Here is a 23,870-nt window from a genome sequence, read left to right on the forward strand (position 1 = left end):
CATGCGGCAGATAAGCAAAAGGCCCACAACGGGGCCTTTTGCATGGTGTTACTCCAGGAAACGCTTACTCAGCAATCATGGACGATGATCTTTTCCGAGAGGCGTATCATGCGCTCCACCGGGGTCACCCAGACGATACCGTCGCCATGCTGGCCGGTATGTCCGACTTCCACCAGCACCTGCAGGATACCCTCAACCAGCTCGTCCGGCGCCACCAGGTCAATGCGCACCTTGGGGCTGTAATCGGTCAGCTCTTCGCGCACATTGTGCGTGTTGGACAGATGATGACCGCAACCATCCGCCTTGCTGACCGTCATGCCGGGGAAACCCTTGATATTACGCAGGGCGGAGCGAATCTTGGGCAAGCGGTGTGGCTGTACTACAGCTTTAATCTCTTTCATGGTTCACTCCTCATGCTTCAACACGGGGTTCTTCAAACCAGCGATACAGCGTTGGCAATACCACCAGCGTCAGCACGGTGGAGGTGATCAAACCGCCGATCACCACAATTGCCAGCGGCCGCTGGACTTCCGAGCCAGGCCCGGTGGCAAACAGGAAAGGCACCAAACCCAGCATGGCGACCGTTGCCGTCATCATGACCGGACGGAACCGCTGGGCGCAACCCTGTTTGATGGCTTCCAGTTGTGATTTTCCCTCATCTCGCAAACTGCGTATGTAGGACACCAGTACCACCCCGTTCAGCACGGCGATACCCCACAGGGCGATAAAGCCCACCGAGGCAGGTACCGACAGGTATTCACCCGTCACAAACAGGGCAATCACCCCACCGATGGAGGCAAATGGCAGCACCAGAATAATCAGCGTGGCAAACCGTACCGATTTGAACAGCAGGAACAGCAGGAAGAAAATCGCCCCGATGGTGATAGGAATAATCACCATCAGATGGCTCATCGCCCGCTCCATGTTCTGGAACTGACCGCCCCAGACAATGTAATAGCCTTCGGGCAACTTGACCTTGGCTTCCACCTTTTGCTGCAACTCGGCGACAAAGCCGCCCAGGTCACGGTCTTTCACGTTAACGCCCACCACAATACGGCGCTTGGCAGACTCGCGGGCAATCTGGGTCGGACCATCGCGCACGGTAATATCGGCCAGATCTTTTAGCGCCACGCGCGAACCGTTAGCCGAGGTCACCATGATGTGATTGATGGCATCCACATTGTTACGGAAGGCCTCGGGGAAACGCACCGCCGCTTCAAAGCGGCGCTCGCCTTCAAACACCTCGGTCGCCACTTTCCCGCCAATCGCGGTTTCAATCACATCGTGGATATCCGCCACATTGATGCCGTGACGGGCAATGGCTTCGCGGTCAATATCAATGGTCAGGTATTGCTGGCCGGTCATCTTTTCCACCCGCATATCCTGCGCGCCAGGAATAGTGCCGGCAATGCGGGCAATCTCGTCAGCCTTGGCTTTCAGTACGCCAATATCCGAACCAAACACCTTGACCGCCACATCGGAACGCACGCCAGTGACCAGCTCGGCTACCCGCGCGGCAATCGGCTGCGACATCACCACCTGTATGCCGGGGATGTGCTTGATCTTATCGCGGATGGCATCGGCAATGCTGTCCTGATTCCAGCCCTCGGGCCACTCATCGCGCGGTTTCAGGCTGACGATCGGTGTGGATTCATTCTGCCCCTGCGGGTCTGCCGGGCTCTCGCCACGCCCCACCCCGGACACCACCCCACGTACGCCATCCACCTTGGCAATGCTTGCCAACGCCTCCTGCTCCAGCTTGAGGGACTCTTCCAGCGAAATATTCGGGGTACGGATGATGCTGGGCACAATCGAGCCTTCCTTCATCTCGGGAATAAACGCCGTACCCAGCAACGGGAACAACATCAGGGTGCCAACGAATACAGCCCCGGCGATGCCAACAGTCTTCTTGGGGTTGCTCACGGAAGCATCCAGCAGGCGCAGATAAGGCCGCTTCATGGCCTGGATCATGCGTGTATCTTCACCGCTACCGCCCTTGAGGATGAACGAGCACATGGCAGGGGTCAGCGTCAGCGACAGCACCAGCGACACAAACAGCGCAATCGCAATCGTATACGCCAGCGGCGCAAACATCTTGCCTTCCATGCCCTGCAGGGTCATCAGCGGCAGGAACACCAGGATGATGATGCCCACGCCAAACAGCACCGGAGTCGCGACTTCAGCCGCCGCTTCGAATACCACGCGAATCTTGCTTTCATCTTTGCGATGACCCAGATGGTGGAAGGTATTCTCCACCACCACCACCGAACCATCGACCATCAGACCAATGGCGATCGCCAAGCCCCCCAGCGACATCAGGTTGGCGGAGATGCCGTAGTAATTCATCGCCATGAAGGTAATCAGCGGCGTCAGAATCAGCGTCCCCACCACAATCAGGCTGGAGCGCACATCGCCCAGGAACAGGAAGAGCACGATGATCACCAGGAAAATACCTTCGATCAGCACCTTGGTCACCGTGTGCAGCGCCGCATCCACCAACTCACTGCGGTCGTAAAAAGGCACGATCTGCAAACCACCCGGCAGCATGCCTTTATCGTTGATTTCTTTCACGCGTTCCTTGATGCGGCTGACAACTTCCTTGGCGTTACCGCCACGCATCATCATCACAATACCGCCCACGGACTCGGTCTCGCCGTTCTTCAACAGCGCGCCTACCCGTACCTCATGCCCAAGCTGCACTTCGGCCACGTCGCGCATGTAGACCGGCGTACCGTTCTGCTCCTTGATCACGATGCGACGAATGTCTTCCAGGCTTTTCACCAGACCCACACCACGGATCAGGTACTGCTCGGCGTAGTGCGGCAGGATACCGCCGCCGCTATTGGCGTTATTGCGCGCCAGTGCCTGATACACATCATGCAGCTTCACACCGTAGTGATTCATGCGGTCCGGATTCACCAGCGCCTGGTATTGCTTGACGTAACCGCCTTGTGAATTGATTTCTGCCACGCCGGGGATACCGCGCAACAAGGGCCGCACGACCCAGTCCTGGACGGCACGACGCTCCATCAGCTCGGAAACGGAAAGCTCCTGCTTGCCATCCGCAGGTTTATCCAGCGTGTACTGATACACCTCGCCCAGACCGGTAGAGACTGGCCCCAGCACAGGCGTCACGCCTTCCGGCATGCGTTCCATCACCTCCATCAGGCGCTCCATCACCAGTTGGCGCGAGAAGAACACATCGGTGTCGTCCGTGAACACCAGGGTGATCAGCGACAAACCGTTTTTGTTGAGGGAGCGCATTTCGGTGAGGCCGGGCAAGCCGGTCATCGACATTTCCAGCGGCACGGTAATGAAGCGCTCGACTTCTTCCGGCGAGCGGCCAGTGGCCTGCGTGGCGATTTGCACCTGGACATTGGTCACGTCGGGGAAGGCATCCACCGACAGTTTATTCACTGCAAAAAGACCAGCCACCATCATGGCGAGGGCGAGCACCACCACCACGATGCGCTGTTGTAGCGCAGAGCGTATTAACGACTCAATCATGGTTTACTCCAGTTCTTTGCGCTTGCGCTCGTTGTTCACGTGGAAAGCACCGTCAGCCACCACGACATCACCGGCAACAACGCCACTTTCGACAGTGGCCATGCCCTGGAACTCAGGGCCCAGCACGACTTCACGCAAGCGGAATTTGTTGGGTGCGATCTGCACGAACACATGATCACGGTCGTTTTCACGCACGATGCCTTGCATGGGCACAGCAAGCTTGGGCGTAGGCAGCGACTGCACCACCATGGAAACCAGCATGTCGGGCTTGATGGTGTCGTCTGTGTTTTCCAGATCGGTACGCACGGTCACGGTCCGGGTTTGCGGATTCACGATATCGCCGACATAAATCAGCTTGCCCTTGAACTGGCGGTTGTTCAGCGCGGGGATTTCAATCATGACCTCTTCCCCTTCCTGAATCAGGCCCACCTGTTGCTCGGGCACCTCCGCCACCGCCCAGACATGCGACAAGTCGGCCACGATGAACAGCTCCTCGGCGGGCTGTACCACTTGTCCAAGATTGACCTTGCGGCTGATGATGGTGCCTGCAAGACGTGCGGATACGCTGCTGAAAGAATGAATCTGGCCAGACTTCGACAACTGGACAATGGCAGGAGAGCTCATACCCAGAATCATCAGCTGGTCGCGCGCTGCATTCAGCTCGGCTTGGGCGGCACTCAACTCGGCTTCGCGACGCTGCACTTCGGCTGCGCTGATCACATCGGCATTCAGCAACAGACGCGCACGCTCCACGGCCTTGGTTTGCAGGGAAATCTGCTGCATGGCCTTGATATAAAGCAGTTGGTTCTGCGCGAGCTCGGTACTGTTCACCGTTGCCAGCACCTGCCCCTGCTTCACATCCTGCCCAAGCACCACATCAATATCCGTGATACGACCCGTCACAGACGCACCGATACGCGCCATGCGCTGCTCATCCACCTGCACGCTGCCGGGGATGCGCAATGTCTCGCGGATATCCGACATACCTACAGTTTGCAGTTTGACCTGCTGCTGCAGCGAAGGCGTGAGCTCGACGATATTAGGGTCAACTGCTTCTGCAGCCGGCTTTTCCTCTTCGGCTGGTTTACAGCCAACGAGGCTCATGCCCATGAGAAGGCTTAATACCAGGATGCTGGCACGCGTTGTTTTTTGTACTGCGGAATAAGAAACCATTAAGACTTAACCTCCAGAAGTTCAGTGCCAAGCAGACGCTCAATCTCAAGCATCGAGTTAACGTAATCGTAACGTGCAGCAAGATAATCCTTGCGTACGGCGCGGTAGGTGCGTTGCGCATCCAGATAATCCAGAATGCCGCGCTCGCCAAAGCGGTAGGCGGATTCGGCCACCTTGAGTGCCGATTCGGCCTGGTTCAAGAGGCCGCTTTCAAAGGAATTCACCTGCCCTTGTGCAATCAGGTAGCGCTGGTAAGCAGAGTCCACATCGCGTTGCAAAGAAAGCTCGCGCTCACTCAGCGCTGCCGTTACCTGGCGTACGCCAGCAGCGGCTTCGGCGATCGGGCCTTGCCGCTGATTCCACACGGGTAAGGGAATCGCCACACCAAGACGGACGGTGGAGTAATCGGGATCCTGCTCAAAGCCCCCTTTCAGGGTGACGCCCGGGTTACGCAGCTTCTCTTCCAGACGAAGACGTGCCTCGGCAGCTTCGCGTATGGCACGGATCTGCGCCAATTGCGGGCTTTCATCGATTTTCTGACGGAGTTGCTGGAGGGTAGGCAGGGTATCGGCCAGTGGCAGCTCACCCTTCACATCAAAATCCATGGGCATGCCTGGGCCAACGAGACCTCGCAAGTAGGCCTTGGCTTCCGAGATGCGCACCACGGCAGCCTGATAATCGCGCTCTGCGGCGAGTGCTTCAGTATCGGCCTTGATAAGCTCATACTTGGCCGCTTCGCCAGTATCGACACGCAACTTCACCCGCTCGCGGATTTGTTGCAACAGATTGCGATCACCTTCCACCAGTCGCAGCACAGCTTGTCGCTGCAGCACATCGTAAAAAGCGGATTTCACACGCGTCCGCAGCTCAATGCCTGTCAAGGTGCGGCTGACGCCAGCGGCCCGGACATTGGACTCGGCCATTTCACGACGGGCACCTCTCACGCCGGGAAATTCCAGCGGCTGCGAAATGCCGACGTCCCATTTGGTACCCACCTCATTTGAGCCAGTACGGCTCCGGCTTGGCCCAGCAGCCACTTCAAACTCAGGATTGATGTAAGCCGTGGCAGTGGTCACTGCCGCGTTAGCAGCATCCTGTTGTGCCTGAGACATGGCCATGACCGGATTTTGCGCCATGGCATTGTCCAGAACATCACGCAATCCCAGTTCGGTTTGTGCTTGGGCAATGCTGGCATATAAGGCCATCACCAACGTCAGGCTACTGATCAGACTCTTGTTTTTTATATTCGCCATCGACGAACCCCCTGCACCATGATGGTGCTTGATACTCTTGTTTTGTGTATTCATAGCTTCCGTGTCTTCATTACTGATGACTGATAACAACTGCAACAGTAATACAAAAATGCGGCCACAATAAGCCTTGGCGTTGATATCAACACTATTTGGGCAGGCGTAACCGCTCGCAGACCGTTAAATGGTTAGCAAAGGTTACGCCAACCTTGTATGGGTTGGGAAATTTAAAGCAGAGGGGGTCGGAGGAACCGGGTAATAGGAGGGGAAATGTAAAGGTTGCACAGGGCAGCGCTGATCGCCGTCACTGCCAGATAGAGGGTGAGAGGCTGCAGCGGAATCACGACAGGATCATTGAAATCCAGCTTGTCATCACTGCCGACTTGCGGAGCATCATTGAATACCACCGCCACATCGTCATAGTCCATTTCATAGGCGTAATCCGCCTGCTGCGAAAACAGGCTGAAACAGAGCACCAGGCTCAACAATACCAAAATGGACTTGCGTAAGGTCATGCTGCGATTATATCTCGATTTTTCCGTAAACTTGCCATGGATCAGGCACGACGCCAGCTGGTGCCCTGTGGACTGTCTTCCAGCAGGATGCCCTCATCGGCCAGTTGCTTGCGTATGCGATCCGCCTCGGCAAAGTTTTTCGATTGCCGGGCCTGCAAGCGCAATTGTATGAATTGCTCAATCTCATCCGCAGAGCGCCCTTGTGCAGACTCGCCACCTTGCAGAAAAGTTTCAGGATCGCGTTCCAATAACCCCAATAAACCGGCAAGCGCCTTGAGCAGCGCGGCGTCGGCCAGCGACGCTGTCCGATTGACTTCACTGGCCAGCTCAAACAAGACGGCAAAGGCTTCTGAAGTATTGAAGTCATCGTCCATGGCCGCCTTGAAGCGAGCCGCCTGCGGCTGTTGCCAATCGATGGTGAAGGTCGGCAATGCCAGCCCGCGCAGGGCGGTATAAAGGCGGGTCAGGGCTTGGCGCGCATCATCCAGATGCTGGTCGGAATAGTTCAGCGGGCTACGGTATTGCGCGCGCAGGATAAAGAAACGCACAACCTCGGGGTCATACTTCTCCAGCACCTGCCGGATCGTGAAGAAATTGCCCAGTGACTTGGACATTTTTTCATCATCCACCCGGATGAAGCCGTTATGCATCCAGTAATTGACAAAGGTGCAGCCATTGGCCGCTTCTGACTGGGCGATTTCGTTTTCATGATGGGGAAACTGCAGATCCTGCCCACCGCCGTGAATGTCAAAATGCGGGCCCAGATGGCAAGCGCCCATGGCAGAGCACTCGATATGCCAGCCTGGACGCCCCTTGCCCCAGGGCGAATCCCAGCTGGGCTCGCCAGGCTTGGCCGCTTTCCACAGCACAAAGTCCATGGGGTCACGTTTGTATTGGTCAATCTCAACGCGCTCGCCCGCACGCAGGTCTTCGAGCGACTTTCCCGAGAGCTTGCCGTAACCGGCAAAGCTGGAGACGGAGTAAAACACATCGCCATTGTCCGCCGGATAGGCAAAGCCCTTGTCAATCAGGGCAGCAATCATATCCAGCATGCCGGTAATATGTTCTGTCGCCTTGGGCTCCATATCCGGGCGCATCACGCCCAGCCGTGCAGCATCCTCATCCATTGCGGTAATAAAGCGGGCGGTGAGTGCCTGTATGGACTCGCCATTTTCCTGGGCACGTTTGATGATCTTGTCATCAATATCCGTAATATTGCGCACATAGGTAACGTCATACCCCGAGGTGCGCAGCCAGCGGTTCACCATATCAAACACCACCATCACGCGGGCATGGCCCAGATGGCAATAGTCGTATACCGTCATGCCACAGACATACATGCTCACCTTGCCAGCCACAATAGGCACAAACATCTGTTTTTCACGAGCCAGGGAATTGTAGATTTTTAACATGGTATGATGGCGCTCGAATCCAAGGTCATCATCAGGCAGCATACTGAGGTAAATCAATGGTCTGCATGGCGAGCTATTGGAGGTTGAACCTGCTGTTGATAGAATTGTTGCACTGAAAAGAAATCGCGAAAAGTATAACACAATGCCTGCCCTGCGCACTTTACCCCCCCTGTTTGTTGTACTGGCATTGATCCTCCCTGTCGCCGCTCAGGCCGACGAACTCAAAGATATCAGCCAGCTGGCACAGCAAGGCCAGGCCCCTCAGGCCTTGACCAAGCTCAATGCCTACATCGCCAAGAATCCCAAGAGTGTGGACGCGCTCTTTTTACGGGGCGTCATCCTCACCGATACCGGAAAACGCGACGAGGCCATGAAGGCCTTTACCGAGATGACGGAAAAATATCCCGCATTGCCAGAGCCTTATAACAACCTGGCAGTGCTGTACGCCGAGCGCGGAGAATATGACAAGGCGCGCCACGCCCTTGAAAGCGCGATCAAAACGCATCCCAGCTATGCCACCGCCCATGAAAATCTGGGTGACATCTACGCGCGCATGGCCTCACAGGCATATGACAAGGCACTTCAGCTGGATAATGGCAATACCCGCCCACAGAGCAAACTGGCCCTGATCAAGTCACTGACCACATCTGCGCCGCCCACCCAGTTGGCAAGTCAATCCAGCTCGGCCACCAGCGTTGCATTAGCACCAGCGCCATTGGTCAATCTGGGCAACGGTCAAGTGCGGGCGCTGGAACAGACCAAGCCAGTGGTGAAATACGAAACACCGGCAAAATCGGACAACACCTCCAGACCTGCCTCCGTGGTGACAGAGATCAAGACGCCCGATGCCAAACCAGCAGCTCCCAAGTCTGAGATGCCGGTCGAGACTCCACCTCAACCAACGCCGGTGCCGCCCAAGACTGCAGAAATCAGCAAGCCAGCTGCTGAACCAGCCAAGCTTCAGGATCAAGCTAAATCCGGTAGCAATCTGGATGAGCAGGCCATAGAGCAAGCCGTGCGGCAGTGGGCAAAAGCCTGGTCAGATAAAAATGTGGCTGGGTATCTGGCGAGCTACGGGGCTGGTTTCAAAACCCCGGATGGACAATCCCGCCAGGATTGGGAAAAAACCCGCAGGCAACGCATCAGCGCACCGGCCAGTATTTCAGTGGAAGTCAGCAACCTGCGACTCAAGCAGGATGGCGATCTGGTACGCGCCAGCTTCAAGCAAAGTTACCGTGCAGGCGGCACGGCCATGCGTACCAGCAAAACACTGGTACTGAAAAAAGGCGGCAACCGCTGGTTGATTGAACAGGAGCTGACCGAGCGTTAAGCGCCGGTGGGTGAATAAGCGCATGAAGATGATCAAACTTTTCTTACAGATACTGCTCATGGCATCTGCACTAGTGCCATGGAATGTGCCTGCGCTGGATCGCCTGGATTACACCGGCACACTCAGCAATAGCAGCTTCAGCCCAAACTATCCCGAAAGTCTGGTAGTCAAGGGCCTGCTGCAAATCACGCGCGGCCAATTACAACAGGCACTAAATACCGTAGACGAGCTCATCTCCATCGCCCCCAACTTCAAGCTGGCCTACCTGATACGCGGCGATCTGCTGATGGCGAAATCACAGCAACTGGAAGGCTTTGGCAATACACCGCAGAACAATCCAAGCTCTGTTGAGGATTTCAAAGCCGAAGCCCGCATGCGTATTGAACGCTACCTGGAAAGCCATGCCCCCCAAGGCATTCCCGAACCTTTGTGGCAAATCGACCCCAGCCAGAAATACGTCATCGTGGTGGATGCTGATAAATCACGGCTTTATCTCTATCAGAATACTGGCGGCAAACCCACATATGTCGCGGACTATTACGTGACTATCGGCAGGAATGGCAGCGAGAAATCCAGCGAGGGTGACAAACGTACCCCGCTCGGCGTTTACACGGCCAGCAGCAAATTAAGCAGCAAGCTGCCTGATTTTTACGGCAGCGCAGCCTACCCGCTCAGTTATCCGAACGAGTGGGACAAACAGCAAGGCAAGAAGGGACATGGCATCTGGCTGCATGGCACACCAAGCAATACCTATAGCCGCCCTCCGCGAGCCAGCGATGGCTGTGTCGTGATCTCCAACCCCGACCTGGAAACCTTGGCGCCTATCCTGCAGCAAGGGGGGACACCATTCATTATTGTCTCCCAGCTGAAATGGGTAACTCAGCCCGCCCCGGAGCAATCGCAGCTACAGAAAGCAGTAGATCAATGGCGTCAGGATTGGCAATCGCAGGATACCGACCGTTATCTCAGCCATTACTCCTCCCGCTTTTTTACTCAGTCGATGGATATTCAGGGATGGTCACGGGAAAAGCGGCGCATACAGCTCGACAAAAAGCCAGTCAGCATTGCGCTATCCAATATCAGCATGATCCGCTATCCTAATAGCCAATTTCCGATGGCGGTTGTCAGTTTTGATCAGGAATTCAAAAGTGAATTCCTGGATAGTCGCATGCGGAAACGCCAGTACTGGATTTACGAAGATCAGCGCTGGAAAATATTATACGAAGGGGCAGCTTGACCCTTTCAGAGGAGCCTGAACAATGCAGACACGATGGGAAGCGTGGTTATTTCTTATTCTTTTGATGTGCACGCCTGTCGCCATGGCCGATGGCGTTCATACCCAAAAACCGCAACTGGAGTTTCAAACCAACCTCGGCAGTTTTATTGTCGAACTGTACCCTGACCGCGCACCGAAGACCGTCGCCAACTTCATGCAGTACGTGCAAAGCGGCTTTTACACGGGCACCATGTTCCACCGCATCATTGATCGCTTTATGGTGCAAGGTGGCGGTTTTGCCGTGGATTTCCAGGAAAAAAGCACTTACAACCCGATTGAGAACGAAGCCAACAACGGATTGAAGAACGAGCCCGGCACCCTGGCCATGGCCCGTGCCTTTGACCCCAACTCGGCCCGCTCCCAGTTTTTCATCAATCTTTCGGACAATAAATTCCTTAACTTCTACAAACCTGATCCTGCTTATTTTGGTTACTGCGTGTTTGGCAAAGTCATCCGCGGCATGTCCATCGTAGAAAAGATGGCCAAAATCCCGACCAAAAATGTAGGCAAATTTGAGAATGTACCGGTTGAAAATGTGGTGATTGAAAAAGTCACCACCCTGGATATACCTGTGGAGCCAGAACAGCCAGTGCGCGCTGTGCCCACCCCCCCCTCTTCAAAACCTGCTCTTAAAGGAAAAAAACGTGGTTAAACTTCATACCAACTTTGGTGAAATCACCCTGGAACTGGATGCGGAAAAAGCACCAGCAACCGTTGCCAACTTTCTGGCCTATGTTGAAAGCGGCTTTTACAACAACACCATTTTTCATCGCGTGATTGATGGCTTCATGATTCAAGGCGGCGGCTTTGAGCCCAGCATGAGCCAGAAGCCAACCAATGCCCCGATCAAGAATGAAGCCAATAACGGCCTGGTCAACAAGGCCTACACCATTGCCATGGCCCGTACCCCGAATCCGGATTCGGCAAGCAGCCAGTTCTTCATCAATGTGGCAGACAATGACTTCCTCAACTTCACCTCCCCAACCGCCCAAGGCTGGGGTTACTGTGTATTTGGCAAGGTAACGGCCGGTACTGAAGTGATCGACAAGATCAAAAAGGTAAAGACTGGCAGCCGCAACGGCCATCAGGATGTGCCTGTGGAGAGCGTCGTTATCGAGCGTGCCGAAGTCGTTTAATTCAAGCGACTCACCCCACACCAATCACAGATGGAAATGCATTGAGCGCTACCTTGCCGTATAGCCTGTTCATTTCCGATCTGCATCTATGCGATGCCCGGCCGGAAATCAGCCGGGCATTTCTCCATCTGCTACAAGGCCAGGCCCGCGAGGCCGAGCGGCTTTATATTCTGGGTGATCTGTTTGAATACTGGGCAGGCGATGATGAGGTCAACGACCCGCATCACCAGACCATCATCCACGGGCTGCGCGCACTCACGCAATCCGGCACCGCATGCTACTTCATGCATGGCAATCGCGACTTTCTGATCGGCGAGCATTTTGCCGAAGCGTCTGGCGTGACGCTACTGGCCGACCCCGTGTTGCATGAGCTCTACGGCAAGCGCGTCTTGCTGAGCCATGGCGATCTGCTGTGTACCGATGATGTGGCCTACCAGCAATTCCGCCAGCAAGTGCGGCAAGCTGAGTGGCAGCAAAGCTTTCTGCAACAGCCCCTGGCCACGCGCAAAATGCAGATTGAAGCTATCCGCATGCGTAGCGAATCCGAGAAATCCATCAAGCAGGCCGAGATCATGGATGTCAACGACGAGGCTGTCGCCAGTTTATTCTCAACCTGGGAATACCCCGAACTCTTGATACACGGTCATACCCACCGCCCCGCTTGCCATCAGCTCACGCTACATGGACACAGTTGTCAGCGCTGGGTATTGGGCGACTGGTACGAACAGGGCAGTTATCTCCGCCTGGACGCCACGGGCTGCACCAGCAGCCTGCTCTAACAAGCAAGCGGCAGCCCCTCGGGCTTAGAAGTCGGCTTCGCCAGCAGCCAGATAAAACTCCATTTTTACGCCATCATAGGCGATAAGGTCGTGATCCTGCAGCGGCTGGCTGAGCTCGCCCGCAATACTGGTCGCAATTGGGCGACCATTCACCGTGAGCGGTTCACCACCGCCTTCCACCGGCAGAATCCGGTAATCATGCCCATCCTGCAAGATCATCGCCACAGGCACATCTGAGCTACCTAAGTGGGTGGTCTGGCTCAATAAAATATCCTTGCCGAAATCGGGTCCACTAATGACATAGAGTCGACCGGAGCAGGTGCCAGGCGAGGCTGCGTTATCCCCGGACGGCCATACACGTGAAAATCGACGTGATTCATCTATCTGAGGCGCCACCAATGTGGCATCGACGGGAGCAGGATTATCGGAGCTGGTGGCCTCGTCCCAATAGCGCAATTGGTAATGGCCTAGCATGATGATGTCGCCATGCTGCAAGACGTGCTGCTTTACACGCACCCCATTAATCATGGTGCCGTTTGTACTATCGAGATCTTGCAACATGGCATTCCGGCCAATCGACATGACTTGCGCATGCTCAGCACTGATCATGAGGTTATCGATGGCGATGTCGTTATCGCGACGACGGCCGATGCGCAGTAGCGGTTTGTCGAGGGAGTACTCCCCCAGCAGATTGCCATCCAGAGAGAAAAGCAGCTTTGCCATGAGAATTCTTTCCAAACCTGCTGGCCATGAAATTAAGGGCAATATAGCACCCACTTGCTGGTCAGCAGTGGTCCGACCAGGCGATTGATCTTACATGGGGCACGCGGGAAATTGAAGATGGGCAGGACGAGATGTGGCACGTCCTGCCCTCAGGATGACGACTAGCGGGTATGACGGCTTACTTCGCCCGGGCGGGCTTCGGCAGCAAGCTTGTCAAGCACGCCATTAACGTATTTATGACCATCGGTGCCACCATAAATCTTGGCAAGCTCGACGCCTTCATTGATCGCCACACGATACGGAATACTCAGGTCGAAAATCAGCTCATACGCGGACAGGCAAAGAATGCCGTGCTCGATCGGGCTGAGCTCGTTCATGGGTCTATCCACAAACACCGCAATCCGGCGATCCAGCTCTTCGCGTTCCGCGAGCACGCCGTCCAACAATGTGCGCAGGTATTCCTGATCCGCCTTGTCAAACTCCGGCTCGTCCGCCAGCTCGCGCAGGATGGCCCGAAAATCGGCCTGATTCATCAGGTTGCGATAAATGCCTTTCAGGGCCAGCTCGCGCGACTTGCGACGATTTCTCGAGGCTTTTACCGGCTTGGCTTCCCCAGGCTTTTGATCGGTGTCGCTCATAAGGCCTTCAACAGGTTAACCATCTCGATTGCAACCGCTGCAGCTTCAGCACCCTTAACGGCGACACGCTCTAGCGCCTGCTCGTCATTCTCGGTAGTGAGGATGGCGTTGGCGACAGGAACGCCAGTATTCAGCTGAACCTCGGAAATACCGCGCGCAGATTCATTTGAAACCACTTCAAAATGATAGGTCTCGCCACGAATAATCGCACCCAAGGCGATCAGGGCATCGTATTTCTGGCTATCTGCCATATGGTGCAGTACCAATGGGGTTTCCAGCGCGCCTGGCACGGTTGCCAGGGTAATGGCATCTTCCGCCACGCCACGCTTCAGCAGCTCGGCCTTGCAGGCTGCGAGCAGGCCCTGACCCACATCGCTGTTAAAGCGAGACAGGACAATGCCGATTTGCAAACCGGAACCGTTTAAATCAATTGCGAGTTCTCTCACATTTACTCCACATACTTTAAATTTACAAAGGCCAGGGCCAAGAATTACGTGATGTCCAATGCTGGATGACGCCATGCCATTGCACTTTAAAGACAAGCACATGCGTCAAACGGGAAAATTCAGGCTGAATTATAGCCTAGCCGCATACGCTTGGGAAACGGCAGTCCGGGCATATCCCCGGACTGCCATCAGCGTGATTTGAAAAGCATGACTTAATGGAACAGTGCCCAGGCTTTTTGCAAAGTACTCCAGATACCATAACTTACTGGAATACCCACTGCCAACCAGGCAAATACTGCCAATACGCGCGACCCACCGCTGGCGGCTTTCGCTTGCGACGCGCTACTTGGCAATACCTTTTCATGTGCCAGCTTCTTTTCCTCGGCCAATTCGGCATCGGTCATGAAGTGCTTGCTGGCGACAGGACGCACCAGCAAATTCGCCACAAAGCCAATCACCAGCATGCCTGCCAGCACATAAAAGATGGGCCCATATACCTGATCAAACGGCACTTGTGCTTCAAGACGCATGTCATGCATGTAGTTGACGATCACTGGCCCCAGAATGCCGGCTGTGGACCATGCCGTCAGCAGGCGGCCATGAATGGCACCAACGAATTGCGTGCCGAACATATCCGCGAGATATGCCGGAATGGTGGCGAAGCCACCGCCATACATGGAGGCAATGATGCAGAACGCCCCCACGAATACCGCCAGCGATTTGGCACCCGCTGCCCACGCCGCGGCAACGTACATCAAAGCACCGAGGATAAAGAAAATGGAATAGGTGGTTTTACGCCCCAGCTTGTCTGATGAAGTCGCCCAGGCAAAGCGCCCGAAAATATTGAACAAGGACACCAGGCCGACAAATCCGGCACCGACTGCGGCCAGACTGGCAATCAGGACATCGTCCTTCTTGATGTCAGCAAAGCTCAGGGAGCCTTGGTCAATCAAGGCACCACCAAAGGTCTCCTGCAGCATAGGCGCCGCAGCCCCGATAATGCCAATACTGGCAGACACATTCATGCACAGGATCAGCCACAACAACCAGAACTGTGGCGTTTTGTGCGCTTGGTTAATATGGACGTGACGCGTGGCGATCATGCCCGAGCTTGTGCTCTTGGCGGGCGGTACCCAGTTTGCAGGCTTCCAGTCCGATGCCGGTACGCGGTAACCAAGCGAACCACACAACATGAAGACGGCATAGATCACCGCCAGGACAACAAACGTCTGCCAGACGCCTGGAGCAACGGGAGTGGCAAAATAGCTCATCAGCTTGGTGGCCAGTGGCGAACCTATCATGGCGCCGCCGCCAAAGCCCATGATGGCCATGCCGGTTGCCATGCCACGACGATCAGGGAACCACTTGATCAGGGTGGATACTGGCGAGATATAGCCGAGTCCCAGCCCGATACCACCGATCACCCCCGAGCCCAGCCACATCATCCACAGCTGATGGGTATATACCCCCAGCGCTGATATCAACAAGCCGCCACACCAGCAAACGGTAGCCACCAGGCCCGCCTTGCGTGGACCTGCCCGCTCCAGCCAGCCGCCCCACAAGGCAGCTGAACAGCCCAGCAGTACAAAGAACAGGGTGTACATCCAGCCCAGATCAAACTGGGTCCAATTACAATCCGTGGCAAACAGGGCACGCCATGTGCCGCTCAGTTTGTCCGCTACCGTCACAGCGCCGGCAGCACAGGCAGCCAGCGGCTTGCCATCGTCGCCTACCAGCGCATTGCCCAGGGGCTTCCAGAAAACGGAAAAACCATAGGCCATGCCGATACATAAATGCACCGCCAGCGCCGCGGGTGGAATAAGCCAGCGGTTAAAATTACCGCCGGTAATAATGCGTTCCTTAGACAGAAATCCAGCCATCTCCAAACTCCCTGCTTTTTATTATTTCGAATAATGAGTTGCGATCAATTACCTGACAGACACGATCATCATATAAAAAAACAGGGTTGGCAATCTGCATTAAAATTCGGGTTCCTCAAGTGTCATCAATCTGTCACATTAACGTCATATAGTAAGCAGCACTGCAAAAGCCAAGGATAAATGAAATGCCCGCTAACATATTGATTGTAGAAGATGAACCAGCCATTCAGGAGCTTCTAGCCCTTAATCTGACCCAGGCCGGTCACAACCCGATTCGTGCACTCAGCGTTGAGCAAGCACAAATGCTGATTCGTGAAGCATTGCCTGACCTGATTATCCTGGACTGGATGCTACCCGGTATGAGCGGCATTGAGTTTGCCCGCAAGTTGAAGTCGGACGAATTCACCAAGGCGATTCCCATCATCATGCTGACAGCGCGTGGTGAGGAAGCCGACAAGGTAAAGGGGCTGGAAGTGGGGGCGGACGACTATGTTACAAAACCCTTTAGCCCGCGTGAGCTGAATGCTCGCATCAAGGCGGTGTTGCGCCGTCGCGCACCCCAGATGACCGATGACCCGATCGAAGTCGGCGGCTTGCGCCTGGATCCTGTTACCCATCGCGTCACAGGCAATGGCACCACGCTGGACCTGGGGCCCACCGAATTCCGTCTGTTGCATTACCTCATGTCCAACCCGGAACGTGTGCACTCGCGCAGCCAGGTACTGGATCGCGTCTGGGGTGATCGCGTATTTGTTGAAGACCGCACGGTAGACGTGCACATCCGCCGTTTGCGTCTGGCCCTGGCTGACTCCGGTCACGAAGACCTGATCCAGACCGTCCGTGGTGTTGGCTATCGTTTCTCGGCGCACTAGCTCATAATATCGCTTTGCCACCGTCGCCCTTGTCGGAGCTGCTTTTTTTAAGGCGCCAACAAGCAGTTTATTAATTTGTGGAATGGTAGCCGCGTGCACGATATTCGTTGGAGAGCTTTCTGGCTCGGCTTTTTGTTAGTGACCGTCAGCCTGGTGGTATGGGCTGTCGTCGATGAAATTGCAGCATTACTGGTGTTTGGCGTGGGTGTCGTGCTTTACCTCACTACCCACCTATACTGGATACACCAGCTGTTGCAGTGGTTCAACAAACCGGATCTCGCCACCATGCCGCTGGGCACTGGCATCTGGGAAGATGTGTTTGCGGCCATCTACCATCAGCAACGGCGTTACAGCCGTAGCCAGACCCAGCTCAGCTCGGCGCTTGATCGCTTTCGCCATGCTGCCAGCGCCCTGCCTGACGGTGTGGTGTTGCTGAATGGGCACGACTTGATCGAGTGGTGCAACCCGCCCGCAGAACGCCACCTTGGCCTGTCCATGAAGCAGGACGTCGGCCAGCCCATCAGTTACCTCGTTCGTAGCAGTGACTTCATCAGCTACCTCGACTCACACGACTATACCGACCCCATCAAACTCAAATCCTGGCGTCTGGCAGATACCACGCTGGAATTGCAGGTTATTCCATTTGGTGTCAACCAGAAACTGCTGATCAGCCGGGACATCAGCCAGTTGGAAAAAGTCGAGCATATGCGCCGCGATTTCATTGCCAATGTCTCACATGAGTTACGCACCCCGTTGACCGTTGTTGGCGGCTTTCTGGAGACGCTGAGCGACATGGATGGGGCAGTGCCGGATAGCACACGCAGTTACTTTGACATGATGCAGGAACAGACAGGCCGCATGCGCAGGCTGGTTGAAGACCTGCTGACCCTGTCGCAACTGGAAAACAGCCCCACGATTCCGCAGGATACCGAAATTGATATCAACGCCCTGCTGAGCATGGTGATGAACGAAGCGCGTGGCCTAAGCAATGATCGCCATACCATCACTCTGGAGGCGGACACCACGCTGAACCTGACAGGTGCGCTGGAAGAATTGCATAGCGCCCTCGGCAATCTGGTCAGCAATGCCATTCGTTATACGCCAACGGGCGGCAGCATTCATATCAGCTGGAAAACCCGTGGCACCGATGGCGTGTTTAGTGTCAAGGACACCGGCCTGGGGATTGAACAACAGCACATCGACCGCCTGACTGAACGCTTTTACCGCGTAGACCGCAGCCGCTCACGTGAAACCGGGGGCACCGGCCTGGGGCTTTCCATCGTCAAGCATATCCTGACGCGCCATCAGGCCAGACTGGATATCGAAAGCGAATTTGGCAAGGGCAGCACCTTCAGCGCCGTATTCCCCAAGGCGCGCCTTGTGCACAAGGCCAATGCCACTTCAAATCAACCCGCCCACACAGCCTGACCACCGGACACAGGATCGGGTGTATAGCCCGAGCGCAGCTTAATCCACGACAGGCGGCAAAGGTTTTCTATTGCCAGTGGCATTCCCCGCATCCGGGCTAGCCTTGGATTTGGGCAAGGCAGGCTGCAAACTCGGCACCACCTCAATACTGTTCTTGCGCAGCACGACCGGCGGACCGCCTTCGCTGGGCAAGGGCACCACCAGCGTACGCGGCTCTACACTCTCTGGCGGCAACACAATGACGGGCGACAGGCGCGAGCGGGTATTCAGTTGGGTGGGCGGGCTGACAGCCACGCCGGAAGAGGCATTGTTACTATTGGATAATGCCGGAATGGCACCAAGCGTGCTCTCCTCCGCCAGGGCCTGACCAGCGGGGATGAGGGCCATGCTGGCCAATAACGGTACGGCAAATCTGGACATTTCAACTCCTTTGCCTGAATCAATTCAACCTTACTATACGCTGGCAAATCACACTGTAAACCCTTAATTTCCGCCATAGCGCGCAATAAAAAAGCGCAAGGCCAAGCCTTACGCTTTTTACGACGGGGATACAAAACAGCGTTACAGCAGGACTTTTTCAATCCCGCCATTATTGGCCTTGTGCACGAAATCCTGCATCCAGTTTTCGCCCAGCAAATGCTTGGCCATTTCCACCACGATGTAATCCGCTTGCACGCCGGTATCCTCGCCATAACGCGCGAGCCCCTGCAGGCAGGATGGGCAGGACGTCAGAATCTTCACATCCTGCTCAGGCGCGCCAGGAGTCAAGCCCAGCTTGGCCATGCCTTTTTCCAGCTCTTCCTGCTTGCGCATCTTGACCTGGGTCGCGATATCGGGACGCGACACGGCAAAGGTGCCTGACTCGCCGCAGCAGCGATCATTCAGCGCGACATCCTGCCCCATCAGGGCATTGGTCACCTTGAGCGGCTGATAGGTCTTCATCGGGCTATGGCAAGGGTCATGGTACATATAGCGCGTACCCGTCACGCCTTCCAGCTTCAGGCCTTTTTCCATCAGATATTCGTGAATATCCAGCAATCGGCAGCCCGGGAATATCTTCTCGAACTCGTACTTCTGCAGCTGATCCATACACGTGCCGCACGAGACGATCACGGTCTTGATATCCAGATAGTTCAGCGTATTGGCAATACGATGGAACTGCACACGGTTTTCTGCCGTGATCTGCTGCCCCTTGTCGTGGTTGCCGCTGGATGTCTGCGGGTAACCGCAGCACAGATAGCCTGGCGGCAGCACGGTGGTGGCACCGGTCTCATACAGCATGGCCTGGGTCGCCAGCCCCACCTGCGAGAACAAGCGCTCCGAACCACACCCCGGGAAGTAGAACACGGCATCCGATTCTTCCGTCGTCTTCTGCGGATTGCGGATGATCGGCACTATCGTGTCATCTTCCAGACCCAGCAAGGCACGCGATGTCTTGGTCGGCATGGCCTTGGGCATGGGGCGATTGATGAAGTGAATCACCTGCGCCTTGATCTCGGGCTTGCCCAGGGTGGCGGGTGGTTTCTTCTTGATATTGCCGATCAGCCCCAGCTTCTTGAACACCTGATGCCCCAGCCGCTGCAACTTATAACCCCAGCCTATCATGGCCGTACGCATCAGCTTGATGGTGGCCGGATCCTTGACGTTAAGGAAGGCCATGGACACGGTAGTACCCGCATTGAAGTGCTTCTTGCCTTGCTCACGCAGGAAGTTGCGCATCGCAATCGATACATCGCCGAAATCAATATCCACCGGGCAAGGGTTCAAGCATTTATGGCACACCGTGCAGTGATCCGCCACATCATTGAACTCATCAAAGTGCTTGATCGAAATGCCACGGCGCGTCTGCTCCTCATAGAGGAAAGCCTCAATCAGCAGCGAAGTACCGAGTATCTTGTTGCGTGGCGAATACAGCAAATTGGCGCGGGGCACGTGCGTGGTACATACGGGTTTGCACTTGCCGCAACGCAAGCAATCGCTGATCGAGTCGGCAATATCGCCGATTGCCGATTGCTCCATGATGATGGATTCCTGCTCCAGCAGACCAAACGATGGCGTGTAAGCGCCATCCAGACCGGAGCCTGCCATCAGCTTGCCTTTGTTGAAGCGCCCTTCCGGATCCACCTTCTGCTTGTAATCCGCAAAGGTCGAAATGGTTTTCTGATCCAGGAACGCCATCTTGGTAATACCAATACCGTGCTCGCCGGAAATCACGCCATCCAGGCTTTCCGCCAGCTTCATGATGCGCGCCACGGCTTCATGCGCGGCATGCATCATTTCATAGTCGTCGGAATTGACTGGAATATTGGTATGAACGTTGCCGTCGCCCGCGTGCATATGCAACGCCACGAACACGCGACCCTTGAGCATCTGCTTGTGGATTTCGTCCGCCCGCTCCAGGATTTTCTGGTATTCCCGGCCGGTAAATATCTGGTGCAGCGGCTTCTTCAACTCGCGCTTCCAGGACACGCGTACCTGATGCTCCTGCACGGCACGGAAGACGTTTTCAGTGGCAATATCCGCGTACTCGCTACCCAGAATGCTGACCGGGGCATCCAGGTTTTCCAGGATAGTGCGCCAGTGGGTACGCACCTTGTCTACCAGTGCCAGCGATTGGGCACGCTTGGCCACCAGCATTTCAGGATCGGCCTGGGTATCGTCGTCTTCATGCAAAGGCAGATCGCCTTGCAGGAAGGTTTCCAGTGCATCAGCCAGTTTGAGCTTGTTCTTGATCGACAACTCGATATTGATGCGCTCGATGCCGTCCGAGTAATCGCCCAGGCGTGGCAACGGAATCACCACATCCTCATTGATCTTGAACGCATTGGTGTGTTTGGCAATCGCCGCCGTACGACCACGATCCAGCCAGAACTTCTTGCGCGCTTCACCCGATACCGCGATAAAGCCTTCACCGCCGCGTGCATTGGCCAGACGCACGATGTGCGATGCTGCTTCACCTACGCCGTTTTCATCGTCACTGGCAATATCGGCCAGCAACACCATCTTGGGACGTTCATTGCGGGTTGCCTTGGTGGCATAGCCCACGGCCTTGAGATAACGTTCGTCCAGATGCTCCAGACCTGCCAGCAGGGTATTGGGGTGCGCGTCCAGGTAATCCTTGATCTCGACAATGGCAGGCACGCCGAGCGCCACGTGCCCGAAAAACTCCAGACAAATGGTGCGCACATGCTTGGGCATGCGATGCAGAATGAAGGTAGCCGAGGTAATCAGGCCGTCGCAGCCTTCTTTCTGTATGCCAGGCAAGCCTGAGAGGAATTTGTCCGTCACGTCCTTGCCCAGCCCGGTCTTGCGGAAACTGGGGCCAGGAATTTCCAGAATTTCCGGTTCGGCGAGCATGGTTTTGCCATCTTCGGCAAATCGCGTAATGCGGAAACGCGCGACCGGAATGTCATGAATCTTGCCGAGGTTATGGTCCAGACGCTCCACTTCGAGCCAGTTGGCATCGGGCGTCACCATGCGCCATGAGGCGAGGTTATCCAGCGCCGTGCCCCAGAGCACGGCTTTCTTGCCACCGGCATTCATGGCGACGTTACCGCCGATACAAGACGCATCAGCCGAGGTAGGATCGCAGGCAAATTCAAGCCCGGCGGCCGTAGCGGCCTCCATCACGCGGCGCGTCACAACGCCAGCGCCGCAATGGATGGTCGGCACCTGGCGACCTACGCCAGGCAGGGTACGCATTTCAACGGCACCCAGGGTATCCAGCTTCTCGGTATTGATCACGGCCGACAATGGTGTCAGCGGCACAGCGCCGCCGGTATAACCAGTACCACCACCACGTGGGATGATTGTCAGGCCGAGCTCGATACAGGCGCGCACCAGCGCTGCCATTTCGTGCTCGGTGTCAGGTGTCAGCACCACAAACGGGTATTCAACACGCCAGTCGGTAGCATCGGTCACGTGCGAAACGCGTGCCAGCCCGTCAAACTGGATATTGTCCTTGCGCGTGATCTTGCCCAGTCGGGACAAGGCTTTTTTACGCAGACTTTCAGTTTGCTTGAAATCCTGCTCAAACACATCCACCGCTTTGCGCGCCGCGGCAATCAGGCGCAACACCAGGGGGTTGCCCTGACTACGCTCGTCAATGGCCTTGATACGGTGATGCAATGCGCTGATCAGGGCTTGGCGACGTTTTTTGTTCGCAAGCAGATCATCCTGCAGGTAAGGATTGCGGGAAACAACCCAGAGGTCGCCCAGCACCTCAAACAGCATGCGTGCAGAGCGGCCGGTTTTCCGTTCGCCGCGCAATTCATTGAGAACGTTCCAGATATCTTCACCGAGGAATCTGATAACGATTTCGCGGTCTGAAAACGAGGTGTAGTTATACGGGATTTCGCGTAAGCGGGAGGTCATGAATTTGGAAGGTAACCAAAAGTGCAATTATACCATGGGCAACATTGCAGTTTATTAGCAGACTGAATTTGTCAGGTATTAAGCCTATGCGTGATGCAAAATTCATACAGTCGTCCATTTCCCGGCGCAGATTCCTGATGACAAGCCCCAGCAAACCCACGACAATAACGCGTGCATCGCAGATCGCTCATACTTAAAGATGAAATCCTTATTTAACTCCCCTCGCAAACTGCTGTTTCCACTGCTGCTAGTCCTGCTGCTGGGCTTTCTTGCCTACACGCTGGCCAGCAAGCCCACTGCGCCGAATATCAGCTTTACTACCCTGGATGGGAAGACCACCAGCATGCAGGATCTGCGCGGCAAAGTAGTTCTGGTCAATTTCTGGGCAACGGATTGCCCCGGCTGTATTGCCGAAATGCCGGCACTGATCCAGACATGGCATCAATACCATGAGCGTGGCTTTGAGGTCGTGGCGATCGCTATGCCCTATGATCCCATCGATCAGGTTAAAAATTACACCGCCAAAAACGCCCTGCCTTTCAAGGTCACCCATGACGACACCGGTGACATGAGCATGCAATTCAATGAAGTGCGCGTCACGCCCACCACTTTCGTGCTGGACAAGGACGGCAAAATCATCCGCAAAGCCATAGGCGAGCTTGATTTCAAATCCCTGCATGAGCTGCTGGATCAACAACTGGGCATAAAAGGCTAGCCATGCTCTGGATCAAGGCGTGGCACATCATTTTCATGGTGACCTGGTTCGCAGGGCTGTTTTATTTGCCACGGCTCTTCGTTTATCACGCCATGTCCAGCGATGAGGCCAGCAACGTCCGTTTCAAAATCATGGAGCGCAAGCTGTTTTACGGCATCATGACCCCCGGCGCGGTGCTGACTATTGCCTTTGGGCTGTGGCTCTGGCTGGGCTATGGATTCAGTGGCGGCTGGTTGCATGCCAAGGTCTCGCTGGTGGTATTGCTGGTGCTCTATCACCTGTATTGCGGCAAGCTCGTGCGTGACTTCGCCCACGACCGCAATCAGCATGGCCATGTGTTTTACCGCTGGCTTAACGAAGCTCCGGTGCTGGCGTTGATCGCCATTATTATCCTGGTTGAGGTGAAACCCTTCTAG

General features: G+C 55.4%; 21 protein-coding genes. 9 read left to right on the forward strand and 12 right to left on the reverse strand.

Annotated elements, in window-relative coordinates; all coding sequences use genetic code 11:
* Window positions 1-68 precede the first annotated feature (68 nt).
* The 6 genes from LG203_RS11175 to cysS form a co-directional block, all read right to left on the reverse strand.
* Window positions 69-401, reverse strand: a complete 333-nt coding sequence (locus tag LG203_RS11175) for a P-II family nitrogen regulator (protein ID WP_230345836.1) — start codon at window positions 399-401, stop codon at window positions 69-71.
* A 10-nt stretch (window positions 402-411) separates the two neighbouring features.
* Window positions 412-3,507, reverse strand: coding sequence for an efflux RND transporter permease subunit (locus LG203_RS11180; protein ID WP_230345837.1), 3,096 nt, complete (start codon window positions 3,505-3,507; stop codon window positions 412-414).
* Between the two features lie 3 nt (window positions 3,508-3,510).
* Window positions 3,511-4,680: an efflux RND transporter periplasmic adaptor subunit gene (locus LG203_RS11185; protein WP_230345838.1), complete on the reverse strand. Its 1,170-nt coding sequence runs from the start codon at window positions 4,678-4,680 to the stop codon at window positions 3,511-3,513.
* Window positions 4,680-5,933, reverse strand: coding sequence for a TolC family protein (locus LG203_RS11190; RefSeq protein ID WP_230345839.1), 1,254 nt, complete (start codon window positions 5,931-5,933; stop codon window positions 4,680-4,682). The genes LG203_RS11185 and LG203_RS11190 overlap by 1 nt, the downstream gene beginning before the upstream one ends.
* Window positions 5,934-6,157: 224 nt before the next feature.
* A complete protein-coding gene (locus LG203_RS11195; RefSeq protein ID WP_230345840.1) occupies window positions 6,158-6,445 on the reverse strand; it encodes a hypothetical protein in 288 nt (95 codons plus the stop codon).
* Between the two features lie 41 nt (window positions 6,446-6,486).
* Window positions 6,487-7,857 carry a cysteine--tRNA ligase gene (gene cysS, locus LG203_RS11200; protein WP_230346372.1) on the reverse strand — a complete coding sequence of 457 codons (1,371 nt, stop codon included), beginning with the start codon at window positions 7,855-7,857 and terminating at the stop codon, window positions 6,487-6,489.
* A 142-nt stretch (window positions 7,858-7,999) separates the two neighbouring features.
* Here cysS and LG203_RS11205 point away from each other — a divergent pair, with 142 nt between their 5' ends.
* From LG203_RS11205 to LG203_RS11225, 5 genes are read left to right on the forward strand one after another with little or no spacing between them, the layout of a single operon-like run.
* A complete protein-coding gene (locus LG203_RS11205) occupies window positions 8,000-9,187 on the forward strand; it encodes a nuclear transport factor 2 family protein (RefSeq protein WP_230345841.1) in 1,188 nt (395 codons plus the stop codon).
* 22 nt (window positions 9,188-9,209) lie between these two features.
* Entirely contained in the window at window positions 9,210-10,424 is a 1,215-nt protein-coding gene (locus LG203_RS11210; RefSeq protein WP_230345842.1) for a L,D-transpeptidase family protein, read from the forward strand.
* A 22-nt stretch (window positions 10,425-10,446) separates the two neighbouring features.
* Window positions 10,447-11,115, forward strand: a complete 669-nt coding sequence (locus tag LG203_RS11215; RefSeq protein ID WP_230345843.1) for a peptidylprolyl isomerase — start codon at window positions 10,447-10,449, stop codon at window positions 11,113-11,115.
* The gene (locus LG203_RS11220) at window positions 11,108-11,599 is read left to right on the forward strand and encodes a peptidylprolyl isomerase (RefSeq protein WP_230345844.1); all 492 of its coding nucleotides are present in this window, start codon (window positions 11,108-11,110) and stop codon (window positions 11,597-11,599) included. The genes LG203_RS11215 and LG203_RS11220 overlap by 8 nt, the downstream gene beginning before the upstream one ends.
* Window positions 11,600-11,622: 23 nt before the next feature.
* Window positions 11,623-12,378: a UDP-2,3-diacylglucosamine diphosphatase gene (locus LG203_RS11225; RefSeq protein ID WP_230346373.1), complete on the forward strand. Its 756-nt coding sequence runs from the start codon at window positions 11,623-11,625 to the stop codon at window positions 12,376-12,378.
* 24 nt (window positions 12,379-12,402) lie between these two features.
* On the opposite strand, the gene LG203_RS11230 is transcribed toward LG203_RS11225, so the two are convergent.
* From LG203_RS11230 to LG203_RS11245, 4 genes are all read right to left on the reverse strand, one after another.
* The gene (locus tag LG203_RS11230; protein WP_230345845.1) at window positions 12,403-13,101 is read right to left on the reverse strand and encodes an FHA domain-containing protein; all 699 of its coding nucleotides are present in this window, start codon (window positions 13,099-13,101) and stop codon (window positions 12,403-12,405) included.
* 161 nt (window positions 13,102-13,262) lie between these two features.
* On the reverse strand, window positions 13,263-13,739 hold the full coding sequence (nusB, locus tag LG203_RS11235) for a transcription antitermination factor NusB (protein WP_230345846.1): 477 nt from the start codon (window positions 13,737-13,739) through the stop codon (window positions 13,263-13,265).
* Window positions 13,736-14,185, reverse strand: a complete 450-nt coding sequence (gene ribH / locus LG203_RS11240; RefSeq protein WP_013442980.1) for a 6,7-dimethyl-8-ribityllumazine synthase — start codon at window positions 14,183-14,185, stop codon at window positions 13,736-13,738. Before ribH ends, nusB begins: the two co-directional genes overlap by 4 nt.
* A 212-nt stretch (window positions 14,186-14,397) precedes the next feature.
* Entirely contained in the window at window positions 14,398-16,065 is a 1,668-nt protein-coding gene (locus LG203_RS11245; RefSeq protein ID WP_230345847.1) for an OFA family MFS transporter, read from the reverse strand.
* Between the two features lie 185 nt (window positions 16,066-16,250).
* Between LG203_RS11245 and phoB the strand changes: the two genes are divergently transcribed.
* The gene (gene phoB, locus LG203_RS11250; protein WP_013442982.1) at window positions 16,251-16,937 is read left to right on the forward strand and encodes a phosphate regulon transcriptional regulator PhoB; all 687 of its coding nucleotides are present in this window, start codon (window positions 16,251-16,253) and stop codon (window positions 16,935-16,937) included.
* A gap of 93 nt (window positions 16,938-17,030) precedes the next feature.
* Complete coding sequence (gene phoR / locus LG203_RS11255; RefSeq protein ID WP_230345848.1) at window positions 17,031-18,365, forward strand: phosphate regulon sensor histidine kinase PhoR; 1,335 nt, start codon at window positions 17,031-17,033, stop codon at window positions 18,363-18,365.
* Window positions 18,366-18,404: 39 nt separating this feature from the next.
* Here phoR and LG203_RS11260 read toward each other — a convergent pair whose 3' ends face one another.
* Both LG203_RS11260 and LG203_RS11265 read right to left on the reverse strand, forming a co-directional pair.
* Entirely contained in the window at window positions 18,405-18,785 is a 381-nt protein-coding gene (locus LG203_RS11260; protein WP_230345849.1) for a hypothetical protein, read from the reverse strand.
* A gap of 141 nt (window positions 18,786-18,926) precedes the next feature.
* The gene (locus tag LG203_RS11265; protein ID WP_230345850.1) at window positions 18,927-22,739 is read right to left on the reverse strand and encodes a DUF3683 domain-containing protein; all 3,813 of its coding nucleotides are present in this window, start codon (window positions 22,737-22,739) and stop codon (window positions 18,927-18,929) included.
* Window positions 22,740-22,938: 199 nt separating this feature from the next.
* On the opposite strand from LG203_RS11265, the gene LG203_RS11270 reads away from it, so the two are divergent.
* Both LG203_RS11270 and hemJ read left to right on the forward strand, forming a co-directional pair.
* Window positions 22,939-23,454: a peroxiredoxin family protein gene (locus LG203_RS11270; RefSeq protein WP_230345851.1), complete on the forward strand. Its 516-nt coding sequence runs from the start codon at window positions 22,939-22,941 to the stop codon at window positions 23,452-23,454.
* A gap of 2 nt (window positions 23,455-23,456) precedes the next feature.
* Window positions 23,457-23,870, forward strand: coding sequence for a protoporphyrinogen oxidase HemJ (gene hemJ / locus LG203_RS11275; protein ID WP_230345852.1), 414 nt, complete (start codon window positions 23,457-23,459; stop codon window positions 23,868-23,870).

Origin of the sequence: Methylovorus mays (assembly GCF_020531915.1) — a bacterium.
In the GTDB taxonomy this organism is placed as follows: domain Bacteria; phylum Pseudomonadota; class Gammaproteobacteria; order Burkholderiales; family Methylophilaceae; genus Methylovorus; species Methylovorus mays.

Bases quoted from the DNA above. Each gene is read 5' to 3' on its own strand.
- LG203_RS11175 (WP_230345836.1), bottom strand. From the start codon at position 401: ATGAAAGAGATTAAAGCTGTAGTACAGCCACACCGCTTGCCCAAGATT.
- LG203_RS11180 (WP_230345837.1), bottom strand. From the start codon at position 3,507: ATGATTGAGTCGTTAATACGCTCTGCGCTACAACAGCGCATCGTGGTG.
- LG203_RS11185 (WP_230345838.1), bottom strand. From the start codon at position 4,680: ATGGTTTCTTATTCCGCAGTACAAAAAACAACGCGTGCCAGCATCCTG.
- LG203_RS11190 (WP_230345839.1), bottom strand. From the start codon at position 5,933: ATGGCGAATATAAAAAACAAGAGTCTGATCAGTAGCCTGACGTTGGTG.
- LG203_RS11195 (WP_230345840.1), bottom strand. From the start codon at position 6,445: ATGACCTTACGCAAGTCCATTTTGGTATTGTTGAGCCTGGTGCTCTGT.
- cysS (WP_230346372.1), bottom strand. From the start codon at position 7,857: ATGTTAAAAATCTACAATTCCCTGGCTCGTGAAAAACAGATGTTTGTG.
- LG203_RS11205 (WP_230345841.1), top strand. From the start codon at position 8,000: ATGCCTGCCCTGCGCACTTTACCCCCCCTGTTTGTTGTACTGGCATTG.
- LG203_RS11210 (WP_230345842.1), top strand. From the start codon at position 9,210: ATGAAGATGATCAAACTTTTCTTACAGATACTGCTCATGGCATCTGCA.
- LG203_RS11215 (WP_230345843.1), top strand. From the start codon at position 10,447: ATGCAGACACGATGGGAAGCGTGGTTATTTCTTATTCTTTTGATGTGC.
- LG203_RS11230 (WP_230345845.1), bottom strand. From the start codon at position 13,101: ATGGCAAAGCTGCTTTTCTCTCTGGATGGCAATCTGCTGGGGGAGTAC.
- nusB (WP_230345846.1), bottom strand. From the start codon at position 13,739: ATGAGCGACACCGATCAAAAGCCTGGGGAAGCCAAGCCGGTAAAAGCC.
- LG203_RS11245 (WP_230345847.1), bottom strand. From the start codon at position 16,065: ATGGCTGGATTTCTGTCTAAGGAACGCATTATTACCGGCGGTAATTTT.
- phoB (WP_013442982.1), top strand. From the start codon at position 16,251: ATGCCCGCTAACATATTGATTGTAGAAGATGAACCAGCCATTCAGGAG.
- LG203_RS11260 (WP_230345849.1), bottom strand. From the start codon at position 18,785: ATGTCCAGATTTGCCGTACCGTTATTGGCCAGCATGGCCCTCATCCCC.
- LG203_RS11265 (WP_230345850.1), bottom strand. From the start codon at position 22,739: ATGACCTCCCGCTTACGCGAAATCCCGTATAACTACACCTCGTTTTCA.
- LG203_RS11270 (WP_230345851.1), top strand. From the start codon at position 22,939: ATGAAATCCTTATTTAACTCCCCTCGCAAACTGCTGTTTCCACTGCTG.
- hemJ (WP_230345852.1), top strand. From the start codon at position 23,457: ATGCTCTGGATCAAGGCGTGGCACATCATTTTCATGGTGACCTGGTTC.